General features: G+C 61.5%; 22 protein-coding genes. 10 read left to right on the top strand and 12 right to left on the bottom strand.

Translation table 11 applies throughout. The annotated features are described in order from the left end of the window. Positions 1-678 precede the first annotated feature (678 nt). The 5 genes from CDV46_RS16420 to CDV46_RS16390 all read right to left on the bottom strand — a co-directional run bounded on the left by CDV46_RS16420 (position 679) and on the right by CDV46_RS16390 (position 4822). On the bottom strand, positions 679-1077 hold the full coding sequence (locus CDV46_RS16420; protein WP_087723661.1) for an Imm39 family immunity protein: 399 nt from the start codon (positions 1075-1077) through the stop codon (positions 679-681). Positions 1078-1866: 789 nt separating this feature from the next. Further along, positions 1867-2310 carry a hypothetical protein gene (locus CDV46_RS16410; protein WP_087723659.1) on the bottom strand — a complete coding sequence of 148 codons (444 nt, stop codon included), beginning with the start codon at positions 2308-2310 and terminating at the stop codon, positions 1867-1869. A gap of 323 nt (positions 2311-2633) precedes the next feature. Further along, the gene (locus tag CDV46_RS16405; protein WP_254916091.1) at positions 2634-3206 is read right to left on the bottom strand and encodes a CbrC family protein; all 573 of its coding nucleotides are present in this window, start codon (positions 3204-3206) and stop codon (positions 2634-2636) included. Positions 3207-3757: 551 nt separating this feature from the next. Then, positions 3758-4186, bottom strand: a complete 429-nt coding sequence (locus CDV46_RS16395; protein ID WP_174996949.1) for an SMI1/KNR4 family protein — start codon at positions 4184-4186, stop codon at positions 3758-3760. Positions 4187-4312: 126 nt separating this feature from the next. Beyond that, positions 4313-4822, bottom strand: coding sequence for an AAA family ATPase (locus CDV46_RS16390; protein ID WP_087724136.1), 510 nt, complete (start codon positions 4820-4822; stop codon positions 4313-4315). A gap of 269 nt (positions 4823-5091) precedes the next feature. On the opposite strand from CDV46_RS16390, the gene CDV46_RS16385 reads away from it, so the two are divergent. Next, positions 5092-6687 carry an MDR family MFS transporter gene (locus CDV46_RS16385; protein ID WP_087723652.1) on the top strand — a complete coding sequence of 532 codons (1596 nt, stop codon included), beginning with the start codon at positions 5092-5094 and terminating at the stop codon, positions 6685-6687. A 4-nt stretch (positions 6688-6691) separates the two neighbouring features. After that, positions 6692-7234 (top strand): MarR family winged helix-turn-helix transcriptional regulator, encoded by a 543-nt coding sequence (locus CDV46_RS16380; protein WP_087723650.1) that lies wholly within the window; start codon positions 6692-6694, stop codon positions 7232-7234. A 145-nt stretch (positions 7235-7379) separates the two neighbouring features. Here the strand turns inward: CDV46_RS16380 and CDV46_RS16375 are convergent, their stop codons facing one another. After that, positions 7380-8651 carry an amino acid deaminase gene (locus CDV46_RS16375; RefSeq protein ID WP_087723648.1) on the bottom strand — a complete coding sequence of 424 codons (1272 nt, stop codon included), beginning with the start codon at positions 8649-8651 and terminating at the stop codon, positions 7380-7382. 198 nt (positions 8652-8849) lie between these two features. On the opposite strand from CDV46_RS16375, the gene CDV46_RS16370 reads away from it, so the two are divergent. The 5 genes from CDV46_RS16370 (at position 8850) to CDV46_RS16350 (ending at position 12858) form a co-directional block, all read left to right on the top strand. Further along, entirely contained in the window at positions 8850-9731 is an 882-nt protein-coding gene (locus tag CDV46_RS16370; protein ID WP_087689381.1) for a MurR/RpiR family transcriptional regulator, read from the top strand. Between the two features lies 1 nt (position 9732). After that, a complete protein-coding gene (locus tag CDV46_RS16365; RefSeq protein WP_087723646.1) occupies positions 9733-11226 on the top strand; it encodes an N-acyl-D-amino-acid deacylase family protein in 1494 nt (497 codons plus the stop codon). A 41-nt stretch (positions 11227-11267) separates the two neighbouring features. Beyond that, a complete protein-coding gene (locus CDV46_RS16360; RefSeq protein ID WP_044457733.1) occupies positions 11268-11654 on the top strand; it encodes a RidA family protein in 387 nt (128 codons plus the stop codon). 195 nt (positions 11655-11849) lie between these two features. Further along, positions 11850-12341, top strand: a complete 492-nt coding sequence (locus tag CDV46_RS16355) for a hypothetical protein (RefSeq protein ID WP_140413399.1) — start codon at positions 11850-11852, stop codon at positions 12339-12341. A gap of 4 nt (positions 12342-12345) precedes the next feature. Continuing rightward, positions 12346-12858 (top strand): hypothetical protein, encoded by a 513-nt coding sequence (locus tag CDV46_RS16350; protein ID WP_087689373.1) that lies wholly within the window; start codon positions 12346-12348, stop codon positions 12856-12858. 42 nt (positions 12859-12900) lie between these two features. Here CDV46_RS16350 and queF read toward each other — a convergent pair whose 3' ends face one another. The 4 genes from queF to CDV46_RS16330 all read right to left on the bottom strand — a co-directional run bounded on the left by queF (position 12901) and on the right by CDV46_RS16330 (position 16960). Next, positions 12901-13728, bottom strand: a complete 828-nt coding sequence (gene queF / locus CDV46_RS16345) for an NADPH-dependent 7-cyano-7-deazaguanine reductase QueF (RefSeq protein ID WP_087723642.1) — start codon at positions 13726-13728, stop codon at positions 12901-12903. Continuing rightward, positions 13715-14638: a 5'-nucleotidase gene (locus tag CDV46_RS16340; RefSeq protein WP_058377403.1), complete on the bottom strand. Its 924-nt coding sequence runs from the start codon at positions 14636-14638 to the stop codon at positions 13715-13717. The genes queF and CDV46_RS16340 overlap by 14 nt, the downstream gene beginning before the upstream one ends. 51 nt (positions 14639-14689) lie before the next feature. Then, positions 14690-16219 (bottom strand): threonine ammonia-lyase, biosynthetic, encoded by a 1530-nt coding sequence (ilvA, locus tag CDV46_RS16335; RefSeq protein WP_087723641.1) that lies wholly within the window; start codon positions 16217-16219, stop codon positions 14690-14692. A gap of 120 nt (positions 16220-16339) precedes the next feature. Beyond that, entirely contained in the window at positions 16340-16960 is a 621-nt protein-coding gene (locus CDV46_RS16330; RefSeq protein ID WP_087723639.1) for a nucleotidyltransferase family protein, read from the bottom strand. 120 nt (positions 16961-17080) lie between these two features. Between CDV46_RS16330 and CDV46_RS16325 the strand changes: the two genes are divergently transcribed. Then, on the top strand, positions 17081-17710 hold the full coding sequence (locus tag CDV46_RS16325) for a YqaA family protein (protein ID WP_087723637.1): 630 nt from the start codon (positions 17081-17083) through the stop codon (positions 17708-17710). A 53-nt stretch (positions 17711-17763) separates the two neighbouring features. On the opposite strand, the gene CDV46_RS16320 is transcribed toward CDV46_RS16325, so the two are convergent. Together CDV46_RS16320 and CDV46_RS16315 are read right to left on the bottom strand one after the other, a co-directional pair. Further along, entirely contained in the window at positions 17764-19878 is a 2115-nt protein-coding gene (locus CDV46_RS16320) for a xanthine dehydrogenase family protein molybdopterin-binding subunit (protein WP_254916112.1), read from the bottom strand. 140 nt (positions 19879-20018) lie between these two features. Further along, positions 20019-20477 (bottom strand): (2Fe-2S)-binding protein, encoded by a 459-nt coding sequence (locus tag CDV46_RS16315; protein WP_058377407.1) that lies wholly within the window; start codon positions 20475-20477, stop codon positions 20019-20021. Positions 20478-20969: 492 nt separating this feature from the next. Here CDV46_RS16315 and CDV46_RS16310 point away from each other — a divergent pair, with 492 nt between their 5' ends. Together CDV46_RS16310 and CDV46_RS16305 are read left to right on the top strand one after the other, a co-directional pair. Further along, complete coding sequence (locus CDV46_RS16310; RefSeq protein ID WP_087690703.1) at positions 20970-24965, top strand: DUF3683 domain-containing protein; 3996 nt, start codon at positions 20970-20972, stop codon at positions 24963-24965. 52 nt (positions 24966-25017) lie between these two features. Beyond that, positions 25018-26706 carry a Na+/H+ antiporter gene (locus CDV46_RS16305; protein ID WP_058377408.1) on the top strand — a complete coding sequence of 563 codons (1689 nt, stop codon included), beginning with the start codon at positions 25018-25020 and terminating at the stop codon, positions 26704-26706. Positions 26707-26718: the final 12 nt, after the last annotated feature.

Genomic DNA, 26718 nt, shown 5'->3' with positions numbered 1-26718 from the left:
GGGACTCCTTGGGTAGTTAAACAGCGGCGGGTATGAAATCGATCGGGAACTAGGCGGGTGGCAGCGTCAGCATAGGATGCAGCGGTGCAACTGGATTCGTTTGCATCCTGTTAATACCTCCGATAACGAATGGAGGCATTCGAACCGGAGTAGACGATCGAATTGTCTGAGCGTGGCCATTCACGATAGGCGCGTTCAGTCTGCTTGTGTGTGTATTTCGGTGATGATCAGATGGCCCACGAGTCGACTTAGCTCGAGTACGTCGACCCGTTGTCCGACTCTCACGCGTTCGGAAAAGCTTGCCCAACTGGGAAAGGTGATGCCGACTCTTAAGCTTTCACCTGGGTAGTGAATTTCACTATCGGCGTACGAGTGAAACCCACTGAAGAGATAATCGGCGAACGGGAATTTGTGATGCGGTGCGTACCCGTTGCGCACTCCTCGCGCCTTCGGTTCAGGTACGTCTTTTTCAATATGGAATATTGCTACTACGTTCTGCATTGAGCTAGCGTGCGCGTTTCGGCCGTGTATGCATCGACCGGTTGAATCCGCCACCCGTAGTGGACATACGCGCGAAGAACGTGAATGTCTAATTTTAGCTGATCGAGGACTGCCGCTAACCTTCAATCACGGCTGGCATTGATCGTCCCAATGATAGCAAGGCAGGCGTCGCTATTTTCATGTGGGCGGCGACTCGGCTCGCATAGCATCGAGGAACGCATATGGCAAATCAAAATTTGCCGCTAGATCGCATAGAACCTCGATCAGTAGCTTGCGAAATGCATTCTGCAACTCAGCTGCGTCCATCGCACTCAAGCACCCTACGTTAACCTGAACAGCTATTGGTATTACTCCGTTTTCTCTGTTGACTTTCCCGATCTCAGTACGCATGTCATCTTTATCTGCATATCTGATAATCAAGCTTACAGTCGTGAACGGAGCATTGATCAGAAAACCGTTACGCTTCATCGCGGCATCAATCTCATCGCGCACCGCCAGCACTATCTGGCCTTCACCTCGGAAACGGTGTTTGACGAGTGACACCGCGCCAACGAGCAAAGCTTTCTCTGTCCGCATGTGGCAATGTCTCCGAATGTTGGTTCCGTATTCTGGCAGAAATTACGTGTGACCTTTGCTCGGCAGCATGTGGAGCCTGATCAGCGCGGTCGTTTCGGGCGCTCTTGGTCGTTTGCAGCCATTCAGGAACGGCCGTTTTCGACCCACAACGGTCACCCAGACCTCTCATAAGTGCGCATTCATGCGGGCGCGATCACGTCGGCGAATTCGCCCACCTTCCTTCAAGTGGGTTGCCGCATCACTTAAGATGCGCACGAAACAACGGGAGCAACTCACGATAGACTTCCAAGTATCTGTCCGAATCAGTATGTCGAGATGCGCGCGCAGCGAAGAACAATTCGTTCCGCAGCTCGTCCATTGTCTCTCGGGACTTCTGTTTTGCGGCCACCGAGGATTTCTCCAACGTCCCGTAGTGCTCATATCCGTTAAACGACATTGCAAAGGCAAAGACAGCCTTTGCGTTTTCGGGATCGGGTAAATCTGATTCACTCACTAGCGTCTGCATATTGAGAACTCGAAATCGGGATCGTAGACAAGATATATTGTTGTCAACATTTGTGGGTTTGTCGACCGACCGTTTCTGGCCGACTTCAGCCTTTCAAAAAAGGCCCTTCGAACTGCATCAAAAATGGAGTGGGCGTGCCGGGGACCAGAATCCTATAACCAATTGGATCAACAACATCCCGCCAATCGGTGCACGTTTGGTGCACAGATGCGAGAGTTTTCAGCGAGGGAAATTGGTCTTCTCGGATGGCCGATTCCGACCCGAAGCGGACATTTGGCTCACGACTAGATTTTCGCTTTGAGCGGGAGTAGTTTCGATCTCATTCCGTCCCACCTCCCTCTAGCGAATGCCGTCAACGCTTTTTGTGACTCGTCCCCGTCGTGAAAGCCTGTCAAAGTAATCCCTATATTCAGTAGCACGACAAATCCGAGGGACTCATAGGCCGCTCCGTCTTTCTCGATGAGCATTTCGAACGACGTTGAATCGTTTGGCGAGAAGAGGGGAATTCCCTCGACGGATACAACACCGTGGTTCGGAACTATTCCTACCTCTACTACGCCAGCTTCGTCTAAAGCGATGACTACGCGAGCCGCCGGATAGTCGAATACCAACTCGCCGCGACGGTTCTTCGAAGTGCGATTGGGAGTGCCCATCGCCAAAATCAGTTGCCCCGCGGACATGCCGAATCGAACACTTCCAACTGAGAGGTATGGCGTGATGAGGGTCATGGTGTCTCCGGCCAATTTTTTAGGAAATCGACGAGGTTCAGTCCATCGGGTAGCGAGGATCAACCCTTGCCATTGCCGCACATTCTAAACGGGACGCGTTGTCATCGCGGCCGTCGCGGTATGTTCACGGTCGGCGCTTTCGCAATCTCGCGCTGCCGGATGTAGTCGCGACGTCGGAACCTGAGAGACCGCTTCTGGCCGATTTCGGCCGGTCGCGACGAACCGCTTGCGCCCCCAACGACCGGTCAATTTACCGAACAACGGACACTCACACGTATCGACCGCCAAGAAGCATCTAAAGTGTTTATACACTTTGATGAGTCTCAGTCGCAGTCTTGGTACCCCCCCAACATCCCACAAATCGTGCAACGAAAAACGTACGCCGTTGGCGAGCCATCCTTGCTTAGCGCTGCGAAGAAATCATTCCATTCAGGTCCATCTGGCAGCCCGGTAGATTCTTGAATTGCTGCAATGGCTCGCGGGCCATGTGCCATCAACTCTTTCTGACCCGCATGTCCAATAAACTGAGCAGCATCGCCGCAGTGGGTCCACCACTTCTCCTGCTGCCAACCCGAGAAACCCGGCGAGCGAAAGGCGACTTCCTCCACGACCGCCTCGGGTACTTCGTCCCATGTTCCGCAACCGCCGACGCTGTGCTCATCGGTGAAGGCGGCGTCTAATTTCTTATGTGCCGAGCCATCAAAAATGCACCAGGGACAGATGCATTCCTCATAATCCTCTATCGCGTAAACCGGGCCAGTATAAATATATCCGCGGGCTTGGCCGCAGCAGACGCACTCGACATCAGATTCGATAACGCTGCCTGTTGCCAAGGGATCTGGGTGGTACTTGAAAGTTGGAAAAGTCATTTTTTCCACGAGGTAAAAAATAGCCACTTTGCGGCTATCTGGCCGGTGACGCTGGCGGGATTGACCTGTTGCGGACTATCAATAAGGCCCGCGGTTGCCCCTTCTTCAACCCCAGGTTATGGCGCGGTTGAGGGCGGACTCAAGGTCCACAAGTGGCATTTTTGTAGTAGGACTCATCGTCGCAAGTTGCTTGGCACAGTCGATATCGACACTCAGTTGTTCTGGTCGATGATTTCCCGGAAACTTCCTGACGGTCACCGTTGAAGCCAATCCTCGCGACCGATGCCATACACGTGATCACATTCGTCGTATGCCTCATCGATTGACAGAAACAAATGATCCGAAGTCGGAAATGGCGCGTCTAGAGAGTCATATCGCATCAGTAGAAAGATTCCGTCATCGAGTTCTTCAATCTCGATCTTTACGGTCGTGCCTTCGTTTTCGCCTTGGCCATCAAGGGATTTTCGAGTTCGCGCCCAAATCAGCATAGGTGGCTCGTGTTCGTCGAACGTAGTATTCCTATGCGCGCCGATAGTCGTCCGGCAGCAGGAACGCGACGCATATGACAACGTTTCGCGTTACTCGTGCCAATTCGTGACGAATGATTCAAAACTGCTCGAGACGAAATGAATTTTTCCCGTCGCTTGATCCAGAAATTCAACGGTGGGCGGTATCGTTTCATAGTTCAAGAGGATCATCCCGCCCATTGGATCTCTAGCAATTGGCACAAACTGTGATGGTAGGTTCATTGCCTGAGGCCGCAGATACCACAAGACTGTGAATAGATCTGGTGTGGTTGAGATTTCAAAAAAATCGCTAATACAGGTTGCGAAATCTGCAACGCGAAACTCTGAAATCTCCGGGCTCGCGCCATTACAGAATCGTGCCAAATCTACGTAGGCGGGCGGGAGCGGATATCCCAACCGTTGCTCCAGTGCGGCGATTGCATCTTCGCTCGCACTTTCCCCTTGCGCGATGCCGTAACTCGTCCAGTCGATGTTTGCCATCGAAACGTCCTCCCACTTGATTGCTGTAGTGTTCATCACTTCCCAGAGGAGCCGCCCTTGGCGATCGCGGTCAAAAGCGATCGGCTGCTCATGCCCGTACTTTTTCGAACGCTAAGGCATTCGGATTTATGGATCCGGCATCGACAGCCGACGATCGATAGTTTCGACGGCACGTTCAATCGAAGCGTTGGCTGTGTCGATGACAAGATGTTCTGATTCCCATGCATCGTATTGACGCTCGAGCACGTCCTTCCAGGTTGGCAGCTTGTGGCCAAGGATGTCTGCCTGTCGTTCCTCGACCCTCAAACGGTGCGCCGTTTTATCTGAACAGATCAACTCAATCTCGAAGATGCTCACGCCTGCTTCAAGCGCCACACGTCTCCAAGCGTTACGCGTCACATGCAGCGAATTGACTGAGTCCGCAACGACGGTCAACCCAAGGCGCAAATTATCTTTCGCAACTGCATATCCGGCCAGATAGCCGGCAGGTCCGATATCCGCCCCGTTGCTCCCGGCCGCCATAAAAGCCTGTTCCAACGTATCGATCCGCAAATATACTGCCGCGAGCTTGCGAGCAAGTGCTTGCGCTACCGTTGTCTTTCCGGTGCCCGGTAGCCCTCCGAACGCAATCAACATTTTCGACGCTCCCTGCATTGGAATATTGGCTGATTGTCGCGGATTGCAGCCGCGACCTCCAGTGGCCGGTGTTGGCCGAAAATGGTCGTCGCCCTTAGGTCGCTGAAACTTTTTCCAATCTATACGGCCCGCGCCCAGCGGCGTAGCGTGCGAGACATCCCGACCCCGCTACGCCGTTAGCGTTTTATTTCCGATGAACACCGCCTCAGCGCCCTCCGCAACTAACGTGATAGAATCGTTGACTGATCAAACATTGATCCGTCCAAAAAATGTCTTCTAATCCGTCCACCCCGCATTCGGCGGGGCAGGTGTTGCCTTTTCGGCAGTCCATCGTGGCCATGCTGGGTCTGTGTTTCTGTACGATGCTGGTCGCGCTCGACCAGACCGTCGTCGGGACCGCGCTGCCGACCATCGTCGCTGAACTCAAGGGGTTCGAGTACTACGCGTGGGTTGCCACGTCGTATCTGCTCACCTCCGTCATCACCGTGCCGATCTTCGGCCGGCTCGGCGACTACTACGGGCGAAAGCCGTTTGTGATCGCCGCCATCGTCGTCTTCACCGGCGCTTCCGTCCTGTGTGGTGCGGCAAACAGCATGCCGTTCCTCGTCATCGCGCGTGCGCTGCAAGGCATCGGCGGCGGCATGCTCGTCGGTACCGCCTTCGCCTGCATTCCCGAACTGTTCCCCGATCCACACGTGCGCCTGCGCTGGCAAGTCATGCTCAGCTCGGCGTTCGGTATTGCCAATGCCATCGGCCCCTCGCTCGGTGGCTTTCTCACCGAAGCCTATGGCTGGCGCTCGGTGTTCTACGTGAACCTGCCCGTCGGCTTGCTCGGCCTATGGTTTGTCGCTCGCCACCTGCCCCATATGCGCGCCGACGAACACGGCAAGGCCAGTCTCGACTGGCTCGGCGCACTGCTGATCGCCGCCGCACTCGGCAGCCTGCAAATGCTGGTCGAATGGTTGCCGGCAGACGGTCTCTCGCGCGGTGTGGTGTTTCTCTTCGTCGCGTTCGTCGTGACGTCGCTCGCGCTCTACTGGTGGGAGCAACGCACGTCGCATCCGATTATTCCGTTCGAAATGTTCCGTAACCCGAGTCTGGCGGCGCTCTTTGTGCTGGCGGTTTTTGGCGGCTTTTCGATGTTCGGTGTGCTGTTCTACGCGCCGTTGATGTTGCAAGGTGGCTTTGGTCTGTCGCCGCGCGAAACCGGTTTGCTGATCACGCCCATGGTGGTGTGTATCACCGTCGGCAGTATTGCCAATGGTCGACTGATCACGCGTCTGCGTAATCCGAATGTCATGCTCTATGGCGGCTTTTTATTGCTCGCGATTGCTTGTGCAGGCGTGATCACCACGCATCGCGGCACGCCGCATGGCCTCATCGCTTTCTACATGCTGCTCGCCGGTCTTGGCCTCGGCTTTGTGTTGCCGAACCTCACGGTGTTCGCGCAGGAAGTGGCGGGACGTGCGCACCTTGGCATTGCCACCGCACTCATGCAGTCGCTGCGCATGATTGGCGGCATGCTCGGCACGGCAATCGTCGGTACGCTCGTGGGGCATAGCTACACCGCGCGCGTGAAGGAATCGCTCGTCGCTACCGGCGGCCAGCAATGGACGACGCAGCTCACCGATCCGCAGATTCTCGTCAACGCGCAAGCGCAGAGCGATTTTCTGGCAACGGTGGCTCATATGGGACAGAACGGTGCACTGCTTATCGAAGCGTCGCGCACGGCGCTCGTCGGCGCCATTCACAACGGACAGATGCTGTCGCTCGCCGCGGCACTTGCCGGGCTGTGGTTTGTTCGCCGTGTGCCGCTCATTCGTCTTTCGCGCGGCGCCAAGCCGACGCCGCCTGCCGGAGAGTAATGGGATGCCGACACCACTGAAACGCAACGTCATTCAGCAACTGAGTCTGACGTATCGCGCTATGATGACCGCGTTCGACGCCAAGGTCGGGCATCCGTTGCCGCGCTGGCGAATCATTTTTGCGCTGGCCGAGCGCGGTACCTGTTCGCAGAAGTTTCTCGCCGAACACTGCCGCCTCGATCCCGCGCAGCTCACGCGCCAACTGCAATCGATGGAAGCGCTCGGTTGGCTCACTCGCGTGACCGATCCCGATGACAACCGGCTCACCAACGTCACGCTCACTGATGATGGCAAGCGCGTGCACGATGAAGCCACGCCGCGCCGTCAGGCGTTCTTCGACGATGCCCTCGACGGTATGACCGCCGCCGACATCGCCGCGCTGGAAAGCGCACTGGTTCATCTCGAAGCACGCTTCAAATCAGTATCGTCGCGTGCGCGCGGCGGTGAAGACGCAGGTAAGGCTGTCACCGAGAAGGGCAATGACGCGACGCCGGAGGTATCGACGCCACCGCGCAAGCGTGCGGCGAAAAAGTCGATCGTCACGTAGTCAGTTCGCCAGTCAACTGACAGTCATCCCGACTGGCGGTCAGCCATTCGGTCAGCCCGTCAGCCACATGTGACGATGGCCCCGCCTCAATGCAAGAAGCCGCCCTCGGGCGGCTTCTTTGCTTTTACCAGTGCATGTCCGTCGATCAGAAGAACGTCTGCACGACCTCAACCACGTTGTAATCACCATCGACGACCGGCAGGTGACGCCACTTGTCGAACGTGAGGCACGGGTGCGAGATGTCGAACGCGATCATGTCGCCCACTTGAATATCGTCACCGGGGGCGATGCGCAGATAGGCGTGTTGATCCATCATGCCCGTGATTTCCCAATGCTCAGGCGTCGCGACCGGTGCCTTGTCCTTGCCCGGACGGAAGCGCTGTGCCGGTTCCGGCATGCCCGCATCGAACGCCGCGTCGCGCTTGCCCAGCGCAATGATGGCGCGCTCGGCTTCCGGAATCGATTGCACGTAAGCCCACAGTTGCAACGCCGGTTGCAGTTGCGAACGCATTTGCTTCGCAATCGGATTACGCGTGGCGATCTGCGCCTGCGCGGCTTTGTAGATGCCCACGTCGTGCGTGAGATAGCAGCCGGGACGCAGCACCACGTCGAGCGGCGCGCCCACGTCCTTGTTGGCGAACTCTTCCGCCACGATGTCGTACCACGCCGAGCCCGCCCCCGAGAGCACCGCCGGCGTGCGCTCGATGCGACCCGCCGCGATCAGCTCGCGCGTGATGCTGACCGCACGTTGCAGGAACGCGCGAATGTCGGCTTCCGTGGTGAGTACGCCCTCGTAGACTTCGACACCTGCAAGCTTCACGGCGTCCTTGTACTCGGTAAGCGCATCGAGCACCGCCTGCTGTTGTGCGCTATCACGCACACCGGTACGTCCACCCGTCACGCCCAACTCGATCAGCACCTGAATCTGCTGCTTGCGGGCGCGGAAGAACCCACCCAGATGTGCGACCGCTGCGGCGGAATCCACCAGACAGAAAAACTCGAAATTCGGATCGGCGAGCAGGTCGGCAATCATCATCATGTTGCGCTTGCCGACCAACTGGTTGGCCATCAACACGCGGCGCACGCCATGGTGATACGCCGCATTGGTTTGCTGCGCCGTGGCCAGCGTAATGCCCCACGCGCCACCGTCCAACTGACGGCGGAACAGCTTCGGCGCCATCGTCGTCTTGCCGTGCGGCGCGAGCTTCACCCCGTATTCGTGAACGAAACGCTGCATCCACGTGAGGTTGTGGCGAATCTTGTCCTCGTAGAGCACCGCCGTCGGCAGGCTCAGGTCTTCGTTCAGCAAATTCCAGCCCAGCCCCGTCGTGGCCGACGGCGCCAAGGCGGCATCCAATGCGCCGAGCCCCTTGTTGAGGGTATCGATCATGCCATGTTGATAGTTTGTATCAGTCATTGAGAATTCTCCACGAAGAGCCCGCGGGCCATGCCTCGCCATTAGCCGAATGGCTCCTATAATAGCGTTGAATTACCAGCGTTTGACAATTTTGTTATAAAGTACCAAAAATTCGTCGAAATCTGAAACCCGCGCCCATCGGGCCCCACACCGATCCAATTTGCGACCTAATTTGCGACCCAATCCGCGACCCAATACATGACTGAGCCCTTCGATATCGTGACGCGCGTGGCAGAACGCAGCGACGCCCTGAGCCAAGCCGAGCGCAAGGTCGCGCAGGTGGTGCTCGAGGACGTGGCGGGCGCCGCTGCGTCGTCGATCAACGTGCTCGCAGACCGCGCCGGCGTGAGCGAGGCGAGCGTCACGCGTTTTGCGAAGGCGATGGGCTGCCGCGACGTGCGCGACCTCAAACTTCGTCTGGCGCAGGCGGCGGTGGTCGGGCAGCGCTTCTTTGGCGCGAACGCCGCCAACGGACAGGACGGCTCGGGCGAGACGATCGATCGCATCGCGGACGATATTCAGACAACGCTACAGGTGCACCGCGCGCTCATCAAGCCGGACACTGTGCGGCGCGCTGCCGAACGCCTCGCGTCCGCCCGCATGGTCTACGCGTTCGGGATGGGCGGCGGCTCGTCGCTCATGGCCGACGAAGCCCGTTACCGTCTCGTGCGGCTCGGGCGTCCGATTGCCAGCTATCAGGACGCCGTGCTGGCGCGCATGGTCGCGGGCACGCTGAATCGCGAAGATGTGGTGCTGGCGTTTTCCGTCAGCGGTCACACGCCGGAGTTGCTGTCGGCCTGCGAGGTCGCCCGCGAATACGGCGCGCAGTTGATCGCGATCACGGCCACCGGCTCGCCGCTGGCGGCGCTCGCTGACGAAGTGCTGCCGATTCGTGCGCTGGAAACCGATTTCATTTTCAAACCGTCGTCGTCGCGGTACGCCATGTTGCTGGCCATGGATGTGCTCGCTACCGAACTGGCGCTGCTGGCCAAGCCGCAGAGTCAGGCGCTGCTGCGGCGGATCAAGTACGTGCTCGACACGCATCGGGGTGGCGGCGACCGCCAGCCTCTGGGAGATTGATATGACTGATACCCCCGCAACCGCACAAACCGTGGACACGCTGATTACCAACGTGCGCGTGGCCGATGGCTCGGGCGCCGCGATGTCCGAGGCGCGCTTCGACGTGGCATTGCGCGATGGCCGCATTCACGCGATTGCGCCGACGGGCACGCTGACGGCGTGGCAAGTGGCACAACGCATCGACGGGGCCGGTCAGGTGCTGAGCCCCGGCTTTATCGACGTGCACACCCACGACGACACCAACGTCGTGCGCGCCCCGGAAATGACGCCCAAGCTGTCACAAGGCGTGACGACGGTGGTCGTCGGCAATTGCGGCATCAGCGCGTCGCCGGTGTCGCTCAAGGGCGATCCGCCCGATCCGATGAATCTGCTCGGCGAGGCCGAAGCGTTCCAATACCCGACGTTCGCCGCCTACGTCGAAGCGCTCGAAAAGGCGCAGCCTGCCATCAACGTGGCAGCGCTCATCGGTCATACGGCGCTGCGCAGCAATCACATGGATCGGCTCGATCGCGCGGCCACCGAGGCGGAAATCGACGGCATGCGCGCACAACTGCGCGAGGCGCTCGATCATGGCGCGCTGGGTCTCTCGACCGGTCTCGCTTACGCCAATGCCAACGCAGCGCCGACGGAAGAAGTGCTCGCGCTCGCCGAGCCGCTGGCGCAAGCCGGTGGTCTGTACGCGACGCATCTGCGCACGGAATTCGCAGAAATTTTGGAAGCGCTCGATGAAGCGTTTCGCATCGGACGCCATGCGCGCGTGCCGGTCGTCATCTCGCATCTGAAGTGCGCCGGTGTCGATAACTGGGGCCGCAGCGCAGAGATTCTCGACGCTGTGGACAAGGCACAACGCTACCAGCCGGTCGGCTGCGATTGCTATCCGTACACGGCCAGTTCGAGCACGCTCGATCTGAAACAGGTGACCGACGACTTCGACATTCTCGTGACGTGGTCGCAACCGCATCCGGCGCAAGGCGGCAAGTTGCTGGCGACGATTGCTGCCGAATGGGGCGTCGATCTGATGGAAGCGGCCAAGCGGCTGCAACCGGCCGGTGCCGTCTATCACTGCATGGAAGAAGACGATGTGCGCCGGATTTTGCGTCACCCCGCCACCGTCGTCGGCTCGGACGGCTTGCCGAACGACCCGCTGCCGCACCCGCGCTTGTGGGGCGCATTCCCGCGCGTGCTCGGCCGTTATAGCCGCGAGCAGCAACTGTTCCCGCTGGCCGAGGCAGTGCACAAGATGACCGGTCTGTCGGCCGAGCGGTTCGGGCTCACGGAGCGTGGCTTCGTGCGTGAAGGTTACTGGGCCGATCTGGTCTTGTTCGATCCGGAAACCGTGGGCGACGCGGCGACGTTTACCGACCCGATGCAGCCCGCATTCGGTATCGCGGCAGTGTGGGTCAACGGCGTGTTGTCGTGGCAGGACCGCGCCCCGACGTCGGCGGCTCGCTCGGGCCGCTTCGTGCGGCGCGGCACGCCGCAACCGGTTTTGTAAATGCAGTTCAGGCAGTTTTGTCGAAAGGAGCGATGATGAGCATCAAACGATATGGCGTAGAAGGCGGGCAGGGCACTGGCGGCCAACGCATGCCCTTTGCACGAGCTACCGAAGCCGACGGCTTCTTGTTCGTCTCGGGACAGACCCCGATGAAAGACGGCGAAGTGATCGACGGCGGCATCGTCGCGCAGTCGCATCAGGCGATTCAGAACATGATCGCGATCCTCACGGAAGCCGGTTACGGCACGGAGCACGTGATGCGCATCGGCGTGTGGCTCGACGACCCGCGTGACTTTGCCTCGTTCAACAAGGTGTTCAAGGAATACTTCGGCGATCATCCGCCGGCACGCGCCTGCGTGGTGTCGAGCATGGTCATCGACTGCAAGGTCGAAGTGGATTGCGTGGCCTACAAGAAGCCCGCCGCCTGACGAGAAGTCTCAGTACGCGACAAACGGCCGACCGATGTGTCGGCCGTTTGTTTTTCCGCCGCCGAATTCCGCAGGGGGTATAGGCAAGGGCGGACACGTCGGTGACGGTTCCGCAAAGTCTGCGGTTCGGCTTCGATGGCGATGCCGGACTCGCGCCTGCACGATGGCGTCTCTCATTTAACGAGGAGGCGACTTGTGAGGACAGAATCGATTTCGATGGGGACGGTGCCGCGTGTCGCAGTTTTGCAATTGCGCAGCGACGCAGGCAGCGGCGGTGATGAATTGTTCAACATCGAGGGACTGACGCCGCCCGATGACATGCGCTCGTGCGGTCGGGCATCGCGGCGCTCGATCAGCGAGCGCAGTCATTCGGCTTACGTGAATGGTTGGGTCGCCGTCGCGCTCACCGCACTCGGTACGACGGGGGCGGCGGCTGCCGCCTATCTCGCGTTTTACGACAGCGCATTCGATACCGACCCGCCGCCTACCGCTGCCGACAAGCACATCCGTTACGCCGTGGGCGGGACGATGGGCGCGTTGTCGCTGGTGTTGGTGGCCTCAGGACTGCGGCACGCCTGCCGATGCGTGACGGCGTGTCGCGGCGAGCCATCGCTGCCGCTCCCATCGGGGCGACACGCCAGTCCGATAACCCGTGATACGGAGGTGGGGTCGAGTGGACACATCTAATCGAATGGTTCGCCCCGGGCCGACTTCAAGGAGCATCGCGAGCCAGATCGAAATCGCGCTGGAAACGATCCGCGAGGGCGATTCGTCGGTGTCTGCGGTGCCTGAGATGGCACTGCCACAGCCGGGGGAATGGGATGCCGCGCAATGCGACGCCGTGTACCGATGCGGTTACGGCGCGTTTGAGCGTGGCGATTTTATTCACGCGATCGAGTGCTTCGCACCGCTGCTGTCGGCGTGTCCGCTGGAACCCGACTATGCCGTCGCGCTCGGGCTGGCGCTTTGCCGCGCCGATGAAGCCGAGGCGGCGTTGCCGCTGCTCATCGCCGCCGCCATGATGGACGAGACAGCGCCCGGGCCGATGTATCGCGTCGGGGAATGCCTGCTCAGGCTGCATTGCTGGGGGCCAGCCGTGCGCGCATTGAAAGAGACGCTCTTGCGTTGCGACGGACAGCCGAGACATGCACCGGTGGCCAGCACCGCGCAAAAGCATCTTTCGGCGCTCGGGTTCAGGTGTTGATCCCGGCCGGGCGCCGAACAATGCGAATGTTGCGAGCGTGCGTTACTGACGCGCAGTGCGCGCGTTGTCCGGCATTGGCTGCGTGAAGTTGGTGCGGAACGGGTTGATGTCGAGCCCGCCGCGCCGCGTGTAACGCGCGTACACCGCCAACTGGGTCGGCTTGCACTGACGCATGATGTCCATGAAGATGCCTTCCACGCATTGCTCGTGAAAGCCGGTGTGCCGGCGATACGAGATCACGTACTTCAACAGGCCTTCCTGATCGATCGGCGGGCCGTTGTAGCGAATCTGCAAGCTGCCCCAGTCGGGCTGTCCGGTCACCGGGCAGTTCGACTTGAGCAGATACGAGACCAGCGTTTCTTCCACATGCGGCTCGCCCTGCGCCGCTTTGAGCAGGCTGGCATCCGGCGAGTAGATATCGGTCTCGACGTCCAGTCGATCGACGAGCAGGCCGTCGAGTTCGTCCAGTTGAAGTTTGCCGAAGCCGCTCGGCTCGACCAGCTTCACCTGTACCGAGGCGCCCGCCGCTTCCGACAGATCCTGTTGAATCAACGCGCGCGCGGCGTCGGCATTCGCCAGTTTGGTCTGCGCAAACGATCCCAGATAGAGCTTGAACGACTTCGACTCGATGATGTTCGGCGAGTCGGCCGGCACGATGGCCGTGAGCAGCGCGATGTGCGGCTTGCCCTTGTCGCCCAGCCACGAGAGCTCGTAGCCGTTCCAGATGTCGGCGCCGAAGAACGGCAGGGCGTCCGGCACGCCGATGGCGGCACGCGCCGGAGCGCGGGCAATCGGGAACAGCAGGGACGGGTCGTATTGCTCGGTGTAACCAACTTCTTTACCGAGCGGAGATTGGTCAGGCGTTGTCATGGTTTGCTATGCCACTGATGACGTGGCCGGTCGGGGTGACCCGCGCGGCCGACTCGCAATGGCGTGTCTGATCGTCGAAAAAGAAATCGGGCTCGAACTCGCGCAGGAATGCGCCTTTGTCCAGCCCGCCCAAAAACATGGCCTCGTCGATGTTGATCTTCCAGTCCATCAACGTGCGGATGGCGCGTTCGTGCGCGGGCGCCGAGCGTGCCGTCACGAGGGCCGTGCGGATTTTCACCGGCACTTCCTGTCCCGCCAGCACTTGCAAACGGTGCAGCGCGAGCAGCAGCGGTTTGAACGGACCCGGCGGCAGCGGCGTGGCGGCGCGCTCGGTTTCGTGCTGTTGAAACGCATCGAGGCCGTTGCGCTGGAAGATCTGCTCGGCCTCGTCGGAGAAGAGCACCGCGTCGCCATCGAACGCGATGCGGATTTCGTCGGGATGCAGCTCCGCCTCTTTGGCCGAATCGGGGTACACGCGCGCGGCAGGAAAGCCCGCCATCAGTGCGCTGCGCACATCGTTTTCGTTGACTGAGAGGAAGAGATGCGCCCCGAGCGCGTTGAGATAGCCGAACGGTTCGCGTCCGCGCGTGAATACACCGCGCTCAATCTTCAACCCCTCTTGTTTGGCCGAGCGGAAGACGCGCAGACCGCTCACGGGATCGTTGCGCGAGAGCACCACGACTTCTACGCGATGCTCATCGCCCCGGTTGAACGCGAGCAGTTTCTGCACCAGCGGGAAGGCCACGCCGATACGCGCAGGCACGTCGAGCCGGTCGAGCTGGTACTGCATGTACGACTGATCGTCACCGCTCGCCACGCCGGTCTCATAGACGCGGTTCTCCTCCTCGAAGTCGAACAGCGCGCGCGAGGAGATCGCAACGACGAGCTTGTTTTCGAGTGTGATCGGCATGGCGGCGGACGGTTTCCTATGCGGTTTCGGATGAATAGATGATGCGACGGCTTACCCGAGGAACAGCTTGTACACGGGGTTGTTGCTTTCGTCCCAGTAAGGATAGCCGAGCGTGGCGAGGAAGTCGCCGAACGCCGCCTTGTCCTCATCCGGCACCTGCATGCCCACGAGAATGTTGCTGTAGTCCGCGCCCTGATTCCGGTAGTGGAACAGGCTGATATTCCAGTTCGGGCTCATCGCCGAGAGGAATTTCATCAACGCGCCCGGACGCTCCGGGAATTCGAAGCGGAACAGCACTTCGTGGCTCGCCAGCGCGGAACGCCCGCCCACCATGTAGCGGATGTGCTGCTTGGAGAGTTCGTCGTTCGACAGGTCGAGCGTCGGGAAACCATGGCGCTCGAAACCGGCCTTGATGCGCGCGCCTTCATCGCGGTTGTGCATCTGGATACCCACGAAGATGTGGGCGCTGGACGCTTCACTAATTCGGTAGTTGAACTCGGTCACATTGCGGCTGCCCACCACTTCGGTAAAGCGCTTGAAGCTGCCGCGCGCCTCCGGAATGGTCACGGCAAACACGGCTTCGCGGGCTTCACCGACTTCGGCGCGCTCGGCCACGAAGCGCAGGCGGTCGAAGTTCATGTTCGCGCCCGAGGTGATCGCCACGAGCGTCTCGCCCTTGAGCTTCTCGCGCTCGGCATACAGCTTGGCACCGGCCACTGACAGCGCGCCCGACGGTTCGAGCACGCTGCGGGTGTCCTGAAACACATCCTTGATGGCGGCGCAGAGCTGGTCGGTGTCGACGCGTACGACTTCGTCGAGATACTTCTGGCACAGACGGAAGGTTTCCGCGCCGACGTACTTCACGGCGGTGCCGTCGGCGAAGAGACCCACATCGTTGAGCAGCACGCGCTCACCGGCGTGGATCGACTGCGCCATCGCGTCGGAATCGACCGATTGCACGCCGATCACCTTGATGTCCGGGCGCACGGCTTTGACATACGCGGCCACGCCAGCGGCCAGTCCGCCACCGCCAATCGGCACGAAGATGGCATGCAGCGGGCCTTGATGCTGGCGCAGGATTTCCATGCCGATGGTGCCTTGGCCGGCGATCACTTCGGGGTCGTCGAACGGCGGCACGAAGGTCAGGCCGCGCTCTTCCTGCAAGGTCATGGCGTGTGCGTAGGCGTCGCTGTACGAGTCGCCGGCGAGCACGACTTCGACGTTGCGCCCGCCGTGGGTGCGCACGGCATCGATCTTCACTTGCGGCGTGGTCACGGGCATGACGATCACGGCCTTGCAGCCAAGGCGTGCGGCGGAGTACGCCACGCCCTGTGCGTGATTGCCGGCCGAGGCGGTCAGCACACCGCGTTCACGTTCGGCTTCACTGAGGCTCGCCATCTTGTTGTACGCGCCTCGAATCTTGAAGGAGAACACCGATTGGTTGTCTTCGCGCTTCAGGTAAATTCGATTGTGCAGCCGCATGGAGAGCGTGCGTGCCAATTCGAGTTCGCTTTCCTTGGCGACGTCGTAGACTTTTGCGGTGAGGATCTTCTTCAGATATTCGGGAGCTGCGTCGGACATGATTTAAGGCTTCTTCAGGTTAGGCACATCAGGAACAAAAGGACAATGATAGACCAGCACGTCCGCCGGGGCGGTCGCGCAAGGTCTCTCGGGAAAAAACGGGAAAGGGGAGTGCGCGCCCTAGCGAAGGTCGTCTGGGGTGTCGATGTCGCGCACGATTCCGGCGTCGTCGACATCGACGATCGTAATGTGCTCGCTAATCAACAACTCGCGCGCGCCGGTATCGCCATCGAGGGCGATCAGGCGGGAGGTGTAAGCGGAACCGAAGGCGACCGGATGGCCGCGCTGTCCCTGATAACTCGGCGCGACGATGGCTTCGGGCGAAGTGAGCCCGTCGGCAATGGCGCGAATGGTATGGGGATTGAGGTACGGCATGTCGGCCAGCGCAACGAGCCAGCCGTCGAGATGTTCGAGCCCGGGGGGCGGCGCTTCGTCCACGCAGGACTGAATGCCGGCAGCGAGCGTCGCACCCATGCCGCGCTTGGTGGCGTGGCTCATGACGACTTCACAACCCGCCTGCAACAGCACGTTCTCCAACTCAGCCGAATCCGGTCGCACCACCGCGATCACGCGCGGCAATACCGCCAGCAGCGCGTGGGCGCTGGCGAGGGCAACGGGTCGGTTCAGGGGATCGCCGGGCGGCGGCGCGAGCAGCTTGTTCCGGCGCCCGGCCGCATCGAAGCGGGTACCGAGTCCGCCTGCCAGTAGAATGGCCACGGGCGGCGTCGAAGGTCGGGTCATGGGCATGCATTATGCGCCAGACTTTTTGTTTACGCCAAACGCGTGTACCGTCCTGTAGCTCGCGAGACACCGACCGGCCGGTCGGTTTTTTTGACTTCCCCTTATTTCCGCCGGAGTTGCATGGAGTCGTTCATTCCCTGGCTGCTGGGCGCACTCGCGCTGCCCGGTGTCGGCCTGCCAGCCGTCTTCCTCATCGCATTTTTGTCGGCGACGCTGCTGCCGATGGGCTCGGAGCCCGCGCTGTTCGGCTACGTGGCCCTCAATCCGCATATGTTCTGGCCCGCGATCGTGGTCGCGAGCGTCGGCAATACCGCCGGGGGCATGGTCGATTGGTGGATGGGGTTCGCCGCGCGGCGCGGCTATGTACGGCTGAAAGCGCGCAAGCGAGCGCATGCGCGGGCGGCGGCGCTTGCTGGCAGTGCAGCGGTGGTGACGGCGGTTGGGGACGCGGGGGAGGGCAGTGGTGGTGGCGGCAAGCGTGCCGAGACCAAAGCGCCGATGAACGATCGGTATCGGCGCTGGATGCGCCGTTTCGGTCCGCCGTTGCTGCTGGTCTCGTGGCTGCCGGTAATCGGTGACCCGCTCTGTACGCTCGCGGGCTGGCTACGCCTGCCGTGGCGCACGTGTCTCGTGTACATCGCCATCGGCAAGACGCTGCGCTACCTCTTCATTACCTACCTGATGCTCAAGGTGCCCGAGTCGTTCTGGCAAGGCATCTTCGCGCCGTTCAAACATTTGCTGATCGGTTGAAGACGGGAGGGAGCCGGCGCTTCAATGCGCCAGCCCCCGCCGAGACGCGCTCGTTATGCCGTCGTCAGATCGAACGGCAACGCGCGCAGACGCTTGCCGGTCAGCGCGAAGACAGCATTGGCATACGCCGGGGCAAGCGGCGGCAACCCCGGTTCGCCCATGCCCGTCGGCGCATCGCCAGAACTCACGATATGCACGCTGATTGCCGGCATGTCGGTCAGGCGCGCCACCGTGTACTGGTGGAAATTGCTCTGCTCGACTTCACCGTCTTTCAGCGTGATCGCGGCACCCGTCAACGTCGTGCCCAAGCCCATGAGGGCTGCGCCTTCCACCTGCGCCGCGACCGTCAGCGGGTTGACCGCGAAGTTGCAATGCACCGCCGCCGTCGCGCTCACCAGACGCGGCGACCCGTTCTTCACCTCGGCCACCACGACATACGCGACGACCGAATCGAACGACTCGTGCACGGCCACGCCCCACGCCTGACCCGCGGGCAGCTTCGTCTTGCCGTAGCCCGAACGCTCCACAGCCAACGCCAGTGCGGCGCGGTGACGCGGATGCTTGTCGCCAATCAACGCGTAGCGATAGTCGACCGGGTCTTGCCCCGCGTTCTTCGCCAATTCGTCGATCAACGTCTCCATCACGAACGCCGTGTGCGTGTTGCCGACCGAGCGCCACCACAGCACCGGCACGTTGGCCTTCGGGCTATGCAGGGACAGACGCAGCGGCACCGCGTACGGCGTGCCCGCGACACCCTCGACACTCGTGCTGTCGACGCCGTTCTTCACCATCATCTTTTCGAACGGCGTGCCTTGCAGAATCGACTGCCCAACGATGGTGTGATTCCACGCCAGCACGTTGCCCTTCGCATCCAGACCGATTTCCGCGCGGTGCACGTACATCGGGCGGTAGTAGCCGCCATGGATATCGTCTTCGCGGCTCCAGATCACTTTGACCGGTTCGCGGTGACCGGCGGTTCGCCACGCCTTGGCGACCTGCGCCGCTTCGACGCCGTAGTCGGAGGTCGGCACGGCGCGCCGGCCGAAACCGCCGCCCGCCATCAAGGTGTGCAGCTTGACCTGCTCGGGCTTGAGGCCGAGCGTGGCCGCGATGGCCGCCTGATCGACGGTCTGGAATTGCGTGCCGGTCCAGACTTCTGCGCCCTTGTCGCTGAGCTGCACGGTGCAGTTCAGCGGCTCCATTGGGGCATGGGCAAGGTACGGGAAGCTGTATTCGGCGACGAGTGTCTTCGGTGCGCCCTTGAGTTTCGAGACGTCGGTGTCGATCGCCACGACGCCCGGGGTCTTCGCCAGTTCCTTGAACTTGGCAAGCTGCGCCGTTGTGTCGACATGCTCGACGCCGCTGGTGTCCCACGTCGCATTCAGGGCGTCGCGGCCGGTCTTGGCCTGCCAGTAGCCGTCAGCGATGACCGCCACTGCGGTGCCGCCTCGATCGTCGGGAATCTCCAGCACGTCGCGCACGCCTTTGACAGCGCGTGCGGCTTTCGCATCGAACGTCTTCACCTTCGCGCCGAAAACCGGCGGGCGTGCCACGAGGGCGACCTTGAGGTTCGGCAACTTGAAATCCATGCCGTACATCGGCGTGCCGGTTGATTTGGCGCGCGCATCGAGCCGCCCGGTCGGTTTGCCGAGCAAGCGGAAGGCCGACGGATCCTTGAGCTTGACGTCGGTCGGCACCGGCAAGGCTTGCGCCTTGGCGGCCAGACTGCCGAAGGTGGCGCGCTGGCCGTTGGGGCCGAGGACGACGCCGTTTTCGGTGCGCAATTGCGCAGCCGGTACTTTCCACTGCTGCGCGGCGGCGGCAATCAGCATGGCGCGCGCCGACGCACCAATGCGCCGGTATTGCAGCCACGAGTGTGCGACCGAGCCGGAGCCGCCCGTCATCTGGATGCCGAACAACGGGTCTTTATAGACGTCAGCCGCCGGGGCCAGCTCGCTGCGCACCTTCGACCAGTCGCAATCGAGCTCTTCGGCGACGAGCATGGGCAAGGCGGTTTGCACGCCCTGACCGAAGTCGAGGCGGTTGACCTGAATGGTGACGGTGTCGTCCGGCGCGATGCGCACGAACGCGGACGGCACGACGGGCATGGCGGCCGGGCCTTCGGCATGGGCCACCCGGACCGCGCCGGGCCACGACATTTCAAGCATCAGGCCGCCCGCCGCAACGGCGGAGGTCTTCAGAAACGCACGACGGGACACACCGGTGTAGTCGCCTACCGTGGCACCGGGGCGTAAGTCAAAACGAAGCCCGTGGAAACGAAGTTCGCGCATGGTGATGTCTCCTCGCGTCAGGCCAGCGACGCCGCAGCGTCCTTGATGGCGGCGCGAATGCGCGCATACGTGCCGCAGCGGCAGATGTTGCCGGCCATGGCGGCGTCGATCTGGTCGTCGTTGGGCTGCTTGTTCTCGCGCAGAAGTGCCGCGGCGGACATGATCTGGCCGCTCTGGCAGTAGCCGCACTGGGGCACGTCGTGCTTGACCCATGCGTCTTGCACGGCTTTGCCGACGGGATCGGTGCCGACGGCTTCGATGGTCGTGACCTTTTTACCGGCTACGGCCGAGATGGGGGTGATGCAGCTGCGAATCGGGGCGCCGTCGAGATGCACGGTGCAGGCGCCGCATAGCGCCATGCCGCAACCGAACTTGGTGCCGGTCATCGAGAGCGCATCGCGCAGGGTCCATAACAGGGGAGTGGCAGGGTCGACATCGACCTGCACGGGACGGCCGTTCAGTTGAAACGAGACCATGAGACACCTCTTGGCGGGTGAATGATTGGGGGATCGCGCCAACATACTCCTGTTCGGAGAAATTTTCAGCCCACGAATGCTGGTAAGTCGTTGTATTCAAACGGATATAGCGGTCCGTTTTAGCGGATTTCGTGTTTTCGGCGTCCCGCGGGCCCTTAGCTGCGAATTGGTTGGGGAGCCGACGTGTTGCGGTGCAATGAAGTACAATTCGGCCTACATTCCCCTACCAACACTTTCCAAAGCCGGAAGAAAGATCTGGGCATGCGCATCAACTGCCTCACCCCTCAGTGCTACTGCTCGATGACTGGACACGATTCGTCATCGGCGTCTATGCACGGCAGTCGGCGATCTCGCTGATCGTCCTTGCCGGCCCCGCACACACCTGTCGCCAGCGGCCGGCAATTTCTAGCGCATACCCAATTTGACTTTCGGCGCGTCCCGCGAGACGAACGCCGACGGCGGATGCACCGCCGCATTGACGAGCCCGACAAGATGAACGCACCCTTGCCTGCCTTCGAGCCGCACGACGCAAAGCATGCCGTAGCCGCACAGCCCCCTCGACTGCGCGAAATCCCCTACAACTACACTTCGTTCTCGGATCGCGAGATCGTCATTCGCCTGCTGGGCGCCGACGCGTGGAATATCCTCGACGAACTCCGCGCGGAGCGCCGTACCGGCCGCTCGGCCCGGATGCTCTATGAAGTGCTCGGCGATATCTGGGTGGTACGCCGCAACCCGTACCTTCAGGACGACCTGCTCGACAACCCGAAGCGCCGCAAGCTGCTGATCGACGCCCTCAACCACCGTCTGAACGAAATCGACAAGCGTCGCCGTGCCGACGTGGCCGAACACGCCGACGCCACGGGGCGCGAGCGCGCCGCGCGCGTTGAGCAACTGGAAGTGGCCGCGCGCCGCGCCGTTGCCGATTTCGCGGGTGAGTTCGAGAAGATGGCGGAACTGCGCCGCCGCGCGAAGAAGGTGCTGGGCCGCACGACGGCACACGACAACATCAAGTTCGACGGCCTGTCGCGTGTGTCGCACGTGACGGACGCCACCGACTGGCGCGTGGAATATCCGTTCGTGGTGCTCACGCCCGATACGGAAGCCGAAATGGCCTCGCTGGTGAAGGGCTGCTTCGAGCTTGGTCTGACGGTGATTCCGCGCGGGGGTGGCACGGGCTACACGGGCGGGGCGATTCCGCTCACGCCGTTCTCGGCCGTCATCAATACCGAAAAGCTGGAACAACTCGACGAAGTCGAATACTCGGCACTGCCGGGTGTCGACAAGCCGGTGCCGACGATTTTCTCGGGCGCCGGTGTGGTCACGCGCCGTGTGGCGGACGCCGCCGAGCGCGCCGGGCTGGTCTTCGCCGTCGATCCGACGTCGATCGACGCATCGTGCATCGGCGGCAACGTCGCCATGAACGCCGGCGGCAAGAAGGCCGTGCTGTGGGGCACCGCGCTCGATAACCTCGCGTGGTGGCGCATGGTCGACCCGCAGGGCAACTGGCTCGAAGTCACGCGCCTCGACCACAACCTCGGCAAGATTCACGATATTCCGGTCGCGCGCTTCGAACTGAAATGGTTCGACGGCAATCACGCGCCGGGCGCGGTGCTGCTCAAGACTGAATCGCTGGATATCGAAGGCAAGCGCTTCCGCAAGGAAGGTCTCGGCAAGGACGTGACGGACAAGTTCCTCGCCGGCCTGCCGGGTATTCAGAAGGAAGGCTGCGACGGCCTGATCACGAGCGCGCGCTGGATTCTCCACAAGATGCCTGCGCACACGCGCACGGTGTGTCTGGAGTTCTTCGGTCAGGCGAAGGAAGCGATTCCGAGCATCGTCGAAATCAAGGACTACATGTTTGCGCAGACGGCTGCGGGCGGCGCGATTCTCGCCGGTCTGGAGCATCTGGACGAACGCTATCTGCGCGCCGTGGGCTATGCCACGAAGTCGAAGCGCAACGCTTTCCCGAAGATGGTGCTGATCGGCGATATCGTCGGCGACGACGACACCGCCGTGGCGCAGGCTACCTCGGAAGTGATTCGCATGGCCAACGGCAAGAGCGGCGAAGGTTTTGTCGCCGTGTCGGCCGAAGCCCGCAAGAAGTTCTGGCTCGACCGTTCGCGCACCGCTGCCATCGCGCGCCACACCAACGCCTTCAAGATCAATGAAGACGTGGTGATTCCGCTGCCGCGCATGGGCGAGTACACGGACCACATCGAGCGCATCAACATCGAGTTGTCGCTCAAGAACAAGCTGCAACTGATCGACGCCCTCGAGAAGTTCTTCGAAGCCGGCAACCTGCCGCTGGGCAAGACCGACGACGCGAATGAAATTCCGTCGGCCGAGCTGCTCGAAGACCGCGTGCAGACCGCCCTCACGCTGCTGCGCGACGTGCGCGCGCGCTGGGTGTTCCTGCGCGACAACTTCGAGTTGTCGCTGAACGACGCGATTCCGCTGCTCAACCGCCACGGCATTCGCGACATGAATGTGGCGCTGAACGACCGGCTGAACAAGCATCCGGAAACGCGCTTGATCGACTTACTGCAAGACCGCACGGTGCGCGTGTCGTGGAAGCAGGAAGTGCGCGCCGAACTGCGCCAGATCTTCACGGGCGGCGAGTTCAAGCAGATCCTCGACGAAGCGCAGGCAATCCATAAGCGCGTGCTGCATGGGCGTGTGTTCGTCGCGCTGCACATGCACGCGGGCGACGGCAACGTGCACACGAACATCCCGGTCAACTCGGATAACTACGAGATGCTTCAGGATGCGCACAAGGCCGTGGCGCGCATCATGCAAATTGCCCGTTCGCTCGATGGCGTGATCTCGGGCGAGCACGGCATCGGCATCACGAAGCTCGAATTCCTGACGGAAGAAGAGATCGGCGAATTCCGCGCTTACAAGCTGCGCGTCGATCCGGAAGGGCGCTTCAACAAGGGCAAGCTGCTCGACATGCCCGACCTGCCGGCCGATTTGCGCAATGCCTATACGCCCAGCTTCGGGCTGATGGGCTTTGAATCGCTGATCATGCAGCAGTCGGATATCGGCGCGATTGCCGACAGCGTGAAGGACTGCCTGCGCTGCGGCAAGTGCAAACCGGTGTGCGCGACGCACGTGCCGCGCGCGAACCTGCTGTACAGCCCGCGCAACAAGATTCTCGCCACGTCGCTGCTGATCGAAGCTTTCCTGTACGAAGAGCAGACCCGCCGGGGTGTGTCGATCAAGCACTGGGACGAGTTCAACGATGTGGCCGATCACTGCACGGTCTGCCACAAGTGCGCGACGCCATGCCCGGTGAAGATCGACTTCGGCGACGTGACGATGAACATGCGCAACCTGCTGCGCAAGATGGGCAAGAAGAAATTCAACCCGGGCGCGGCAGCAGGCATGTTCTTCCTGAACGCGACGAACCCGGAGACGATCAATATCACCCGTAAGGTGATGATCGATTGGGGCTACAAGGCGCAACGCTTCGGTGCGGACATCTTCAAGAAACTCGCGAAGAAGCAGATGGCACATCCGCCGGCCACGGTCGGCAAGCCGCCGCTGCGCGAAGAGGTGATCCACTTCGTGAACAAGAAGATGCCGGGCAACCTGCCGAAGAAGACGGCGCGCGCGTTGCTCGATATCGAAGACAACAAGGTGGTGCCGATCATCCGCGACCCGAAGGGGACGTCGGTCGATTCGGAAGCGGTGTTCTACTTCCCGGGCTGCGGCTCGGAGCGCCTGTTCTCGCAAGTCGGGCTCGCCACGCAGGCCATGCTCTGGCACGTGGGCGTGCAAACGGTGCTGCCGCCGGGGTATCTGTGCTGCGGTTACCCGCAGCGTGGCTCGGGGCAGGGCGAGAAGGCCGAGAAGATCGTGACGGATAACCGCGTGCTGTTCCACCGGGTGGCCAACACGCTGAACTATCTCGATATCAAGACCGTGGTGGTGTCGTGCGGCACTTGCTACGATCAGCTCGCCGGCTATGAATTCGAGAAGATTTTCCCGGGCTGCCGCATCGTCGACATCCACGAATATCTGCTCGAGAAGGGCGTGAAGCTGGAAGGCGTGAACGGTACGCGCTACATGTATCACGACCCGTGCCACACGCCGATCAAGACGATGGACCCGGTCAAGCTCGTGAACCAGTTGATGGGCAGCGAGCACGACGGCTACAAGATCGAGAAGAACGATCGTTGCTGCGGCGAATCGGGTACGCTGGCGGTCACGCGCCCGGATATCTCGACGCAGATCCGCTTCCGCAAGGAAGAAGAAATGCGCAAGGGCGCGGCCAAGCTGCGCGCCGATGGCAAGGTGGAAGAGGTGAAGATCCTCACCAGCTGCCCGTCGTGCCTGCAAGGCCTGTCGCGCTACAACGAGGATGCCGACATCACTGCCGACTACATCGTCGTGGAAATCGCCAAGCACGTGCTCGGCGACCAGTGGATGGCGGACTACGTGAAGGATGCGAACAACGGCGGTATCGAGCGCGTTCTCGTCTGATGGCATTTTCGTGGACGCGGCCGATGCCTGACCGACGGACCATGGAGGTGGCATGGAAGTAGTTTTTACTGCGCTCATCCTGCTGTTCGTGGTGGCGCTCACTGGTGTGCTGGGCAGTTTCGTGCGGTTTCTCCCGATTCCGCTGGTCCAGATCGCGGTGGGCGCTGCGCTCGCTTATCCGGGCGCGGGCGTCCACATCGATCTCGACCCCGAGATTTTCTTCCTGCTGTTTATCCCGCCGTTGCTCTTTGCCGACGGCTGGCGCATGCCCAAGCGCGAGTTCTGGCACCTGAGGGTGCCGATCATCGCGATGGCGCTGGGCCTCGTGATCTTCACGGTGCTCGGCGTGGGCTACTTCATTCATTGGATGATTCCGTCGATTCCGCTGGCCGTGGCTTTTGCCCTCGGCGGCGTGCTTTCGCCCACGGACGCGGTGGCGGTATCTGCGCTCACCGGGCGCATGCGTATGCCGACGCGGCTCATGCACGTGCTCGAAGGCGAAGCGATGATGAACGACGCGTCGGGTCTGGTCGTGTTCAAGTTCGCCCTCGTGGCGGCGACCACCGGCATCTTCTCCATCGGCAACGCCACGTTTTCGTTCTTCGTCATTGCACTGGGCGGTCTGCTCGCCGGCTGGGCCGTGACGTGGCTCTTCACGCAGTTTCACCGCCGCGTGATGGACGCCTCGACCGAAGAACCTGCGACGGTCGTGCTGTTGCTGCTGCTCATGCCTTTCGCCGCCTATCTGCTGGCGGAACACTTCGGCTTTTCGGGCATTCTCGCGGCCGTGGCTGCCGGTATGACGGTGAGTTCGACCGATCTGCTCAATACCCGCACGGTCACCCGCATTCTTGGCAACGGCGTCTGGTCGATGCTGGAATTCGTCTTCAACGGTGCCGTGTTCGTACTGCTCGGGCTGCAACTGCCTGATATCGTGCGCGCGGCGCTGGGGCCGAACGAGCACCTGTGGGGCACGCTCACGAAGCTGGGCGAACTGATGTTCTACGTCGGCGCGATTTCGGCGGTGCTGATCGTGCTGCGGTTCTGCTGGGTGTGGGTGGCGTGGCGCGTGATGTATTTCATGGGCATGCGGCGCGGCGAAATTACCCTCAAGCCGGGCATCCGTTTCACGGGGGTGACGGCGCTCTCGGGCGTGCGCGGCGCGGTGACGCTGGCCGGTGCGCTCTCGGTGCCGTTGGCGTTGCCCGGCGGTGCGCCGTTTCCCGGGCGGGATCTGCTGATCTTTCTGGCTGCCGGTGTGATTTTGCTATCGCTGGTGGGCGGGAGTCTCGGCCTGCCGATTCTGCTGCGCGGCGTGCGCTGGCCGGCCGAAGACCCGCGCAATCGTGAAATGGGCGAGGCCCGTGTGGCGGCCTCCGAGGCAGCGATTCGCGCCGTCGAGTCGTTGCAGAAAGTGATTGCGAAGTCAGGTGACGAACTCGATACCGCCGTGTGCGCCGAAGCGGCGGCCCGCGTGATGGGGCGCTACCGTCGCACGCTCAATGCATCAACGGCGACCGATGAGACGCGCGAGCGGGCGGTGCGGGAGGTGGAAGTCGAGCGCCGGCTGCGCGCGGCGGCGCTTCAGGCGGAGCGCGTGGAGTTGTCGCGGCTGCGCATCACGCATCGCATCAATGACGAGACGCTGCGCGAAATGCTGAGCGAAATCGATTTCGCCGAACTCGCGCTCGGGTCGGTGGACCCGGCGACAGGCAAGCGCACGAAACGCAGAAAGCACTGACGGGTGCGGGGA

It is taken from the genome of Pandoraea sp. PE-S2T-3 (assembly GCF_002179965.1).
Taxonomy (GTDB): domain Bacteria; phylum Pseudomonadota; class Gammaproteobacteria; order Burkholderiales; family Burkholderiaceae; genus Pandoraea.
Note: the sequence above shows the minus strand (reverse complement) of the source record. Positions and strands in the feature narration are given on the sequence as shown.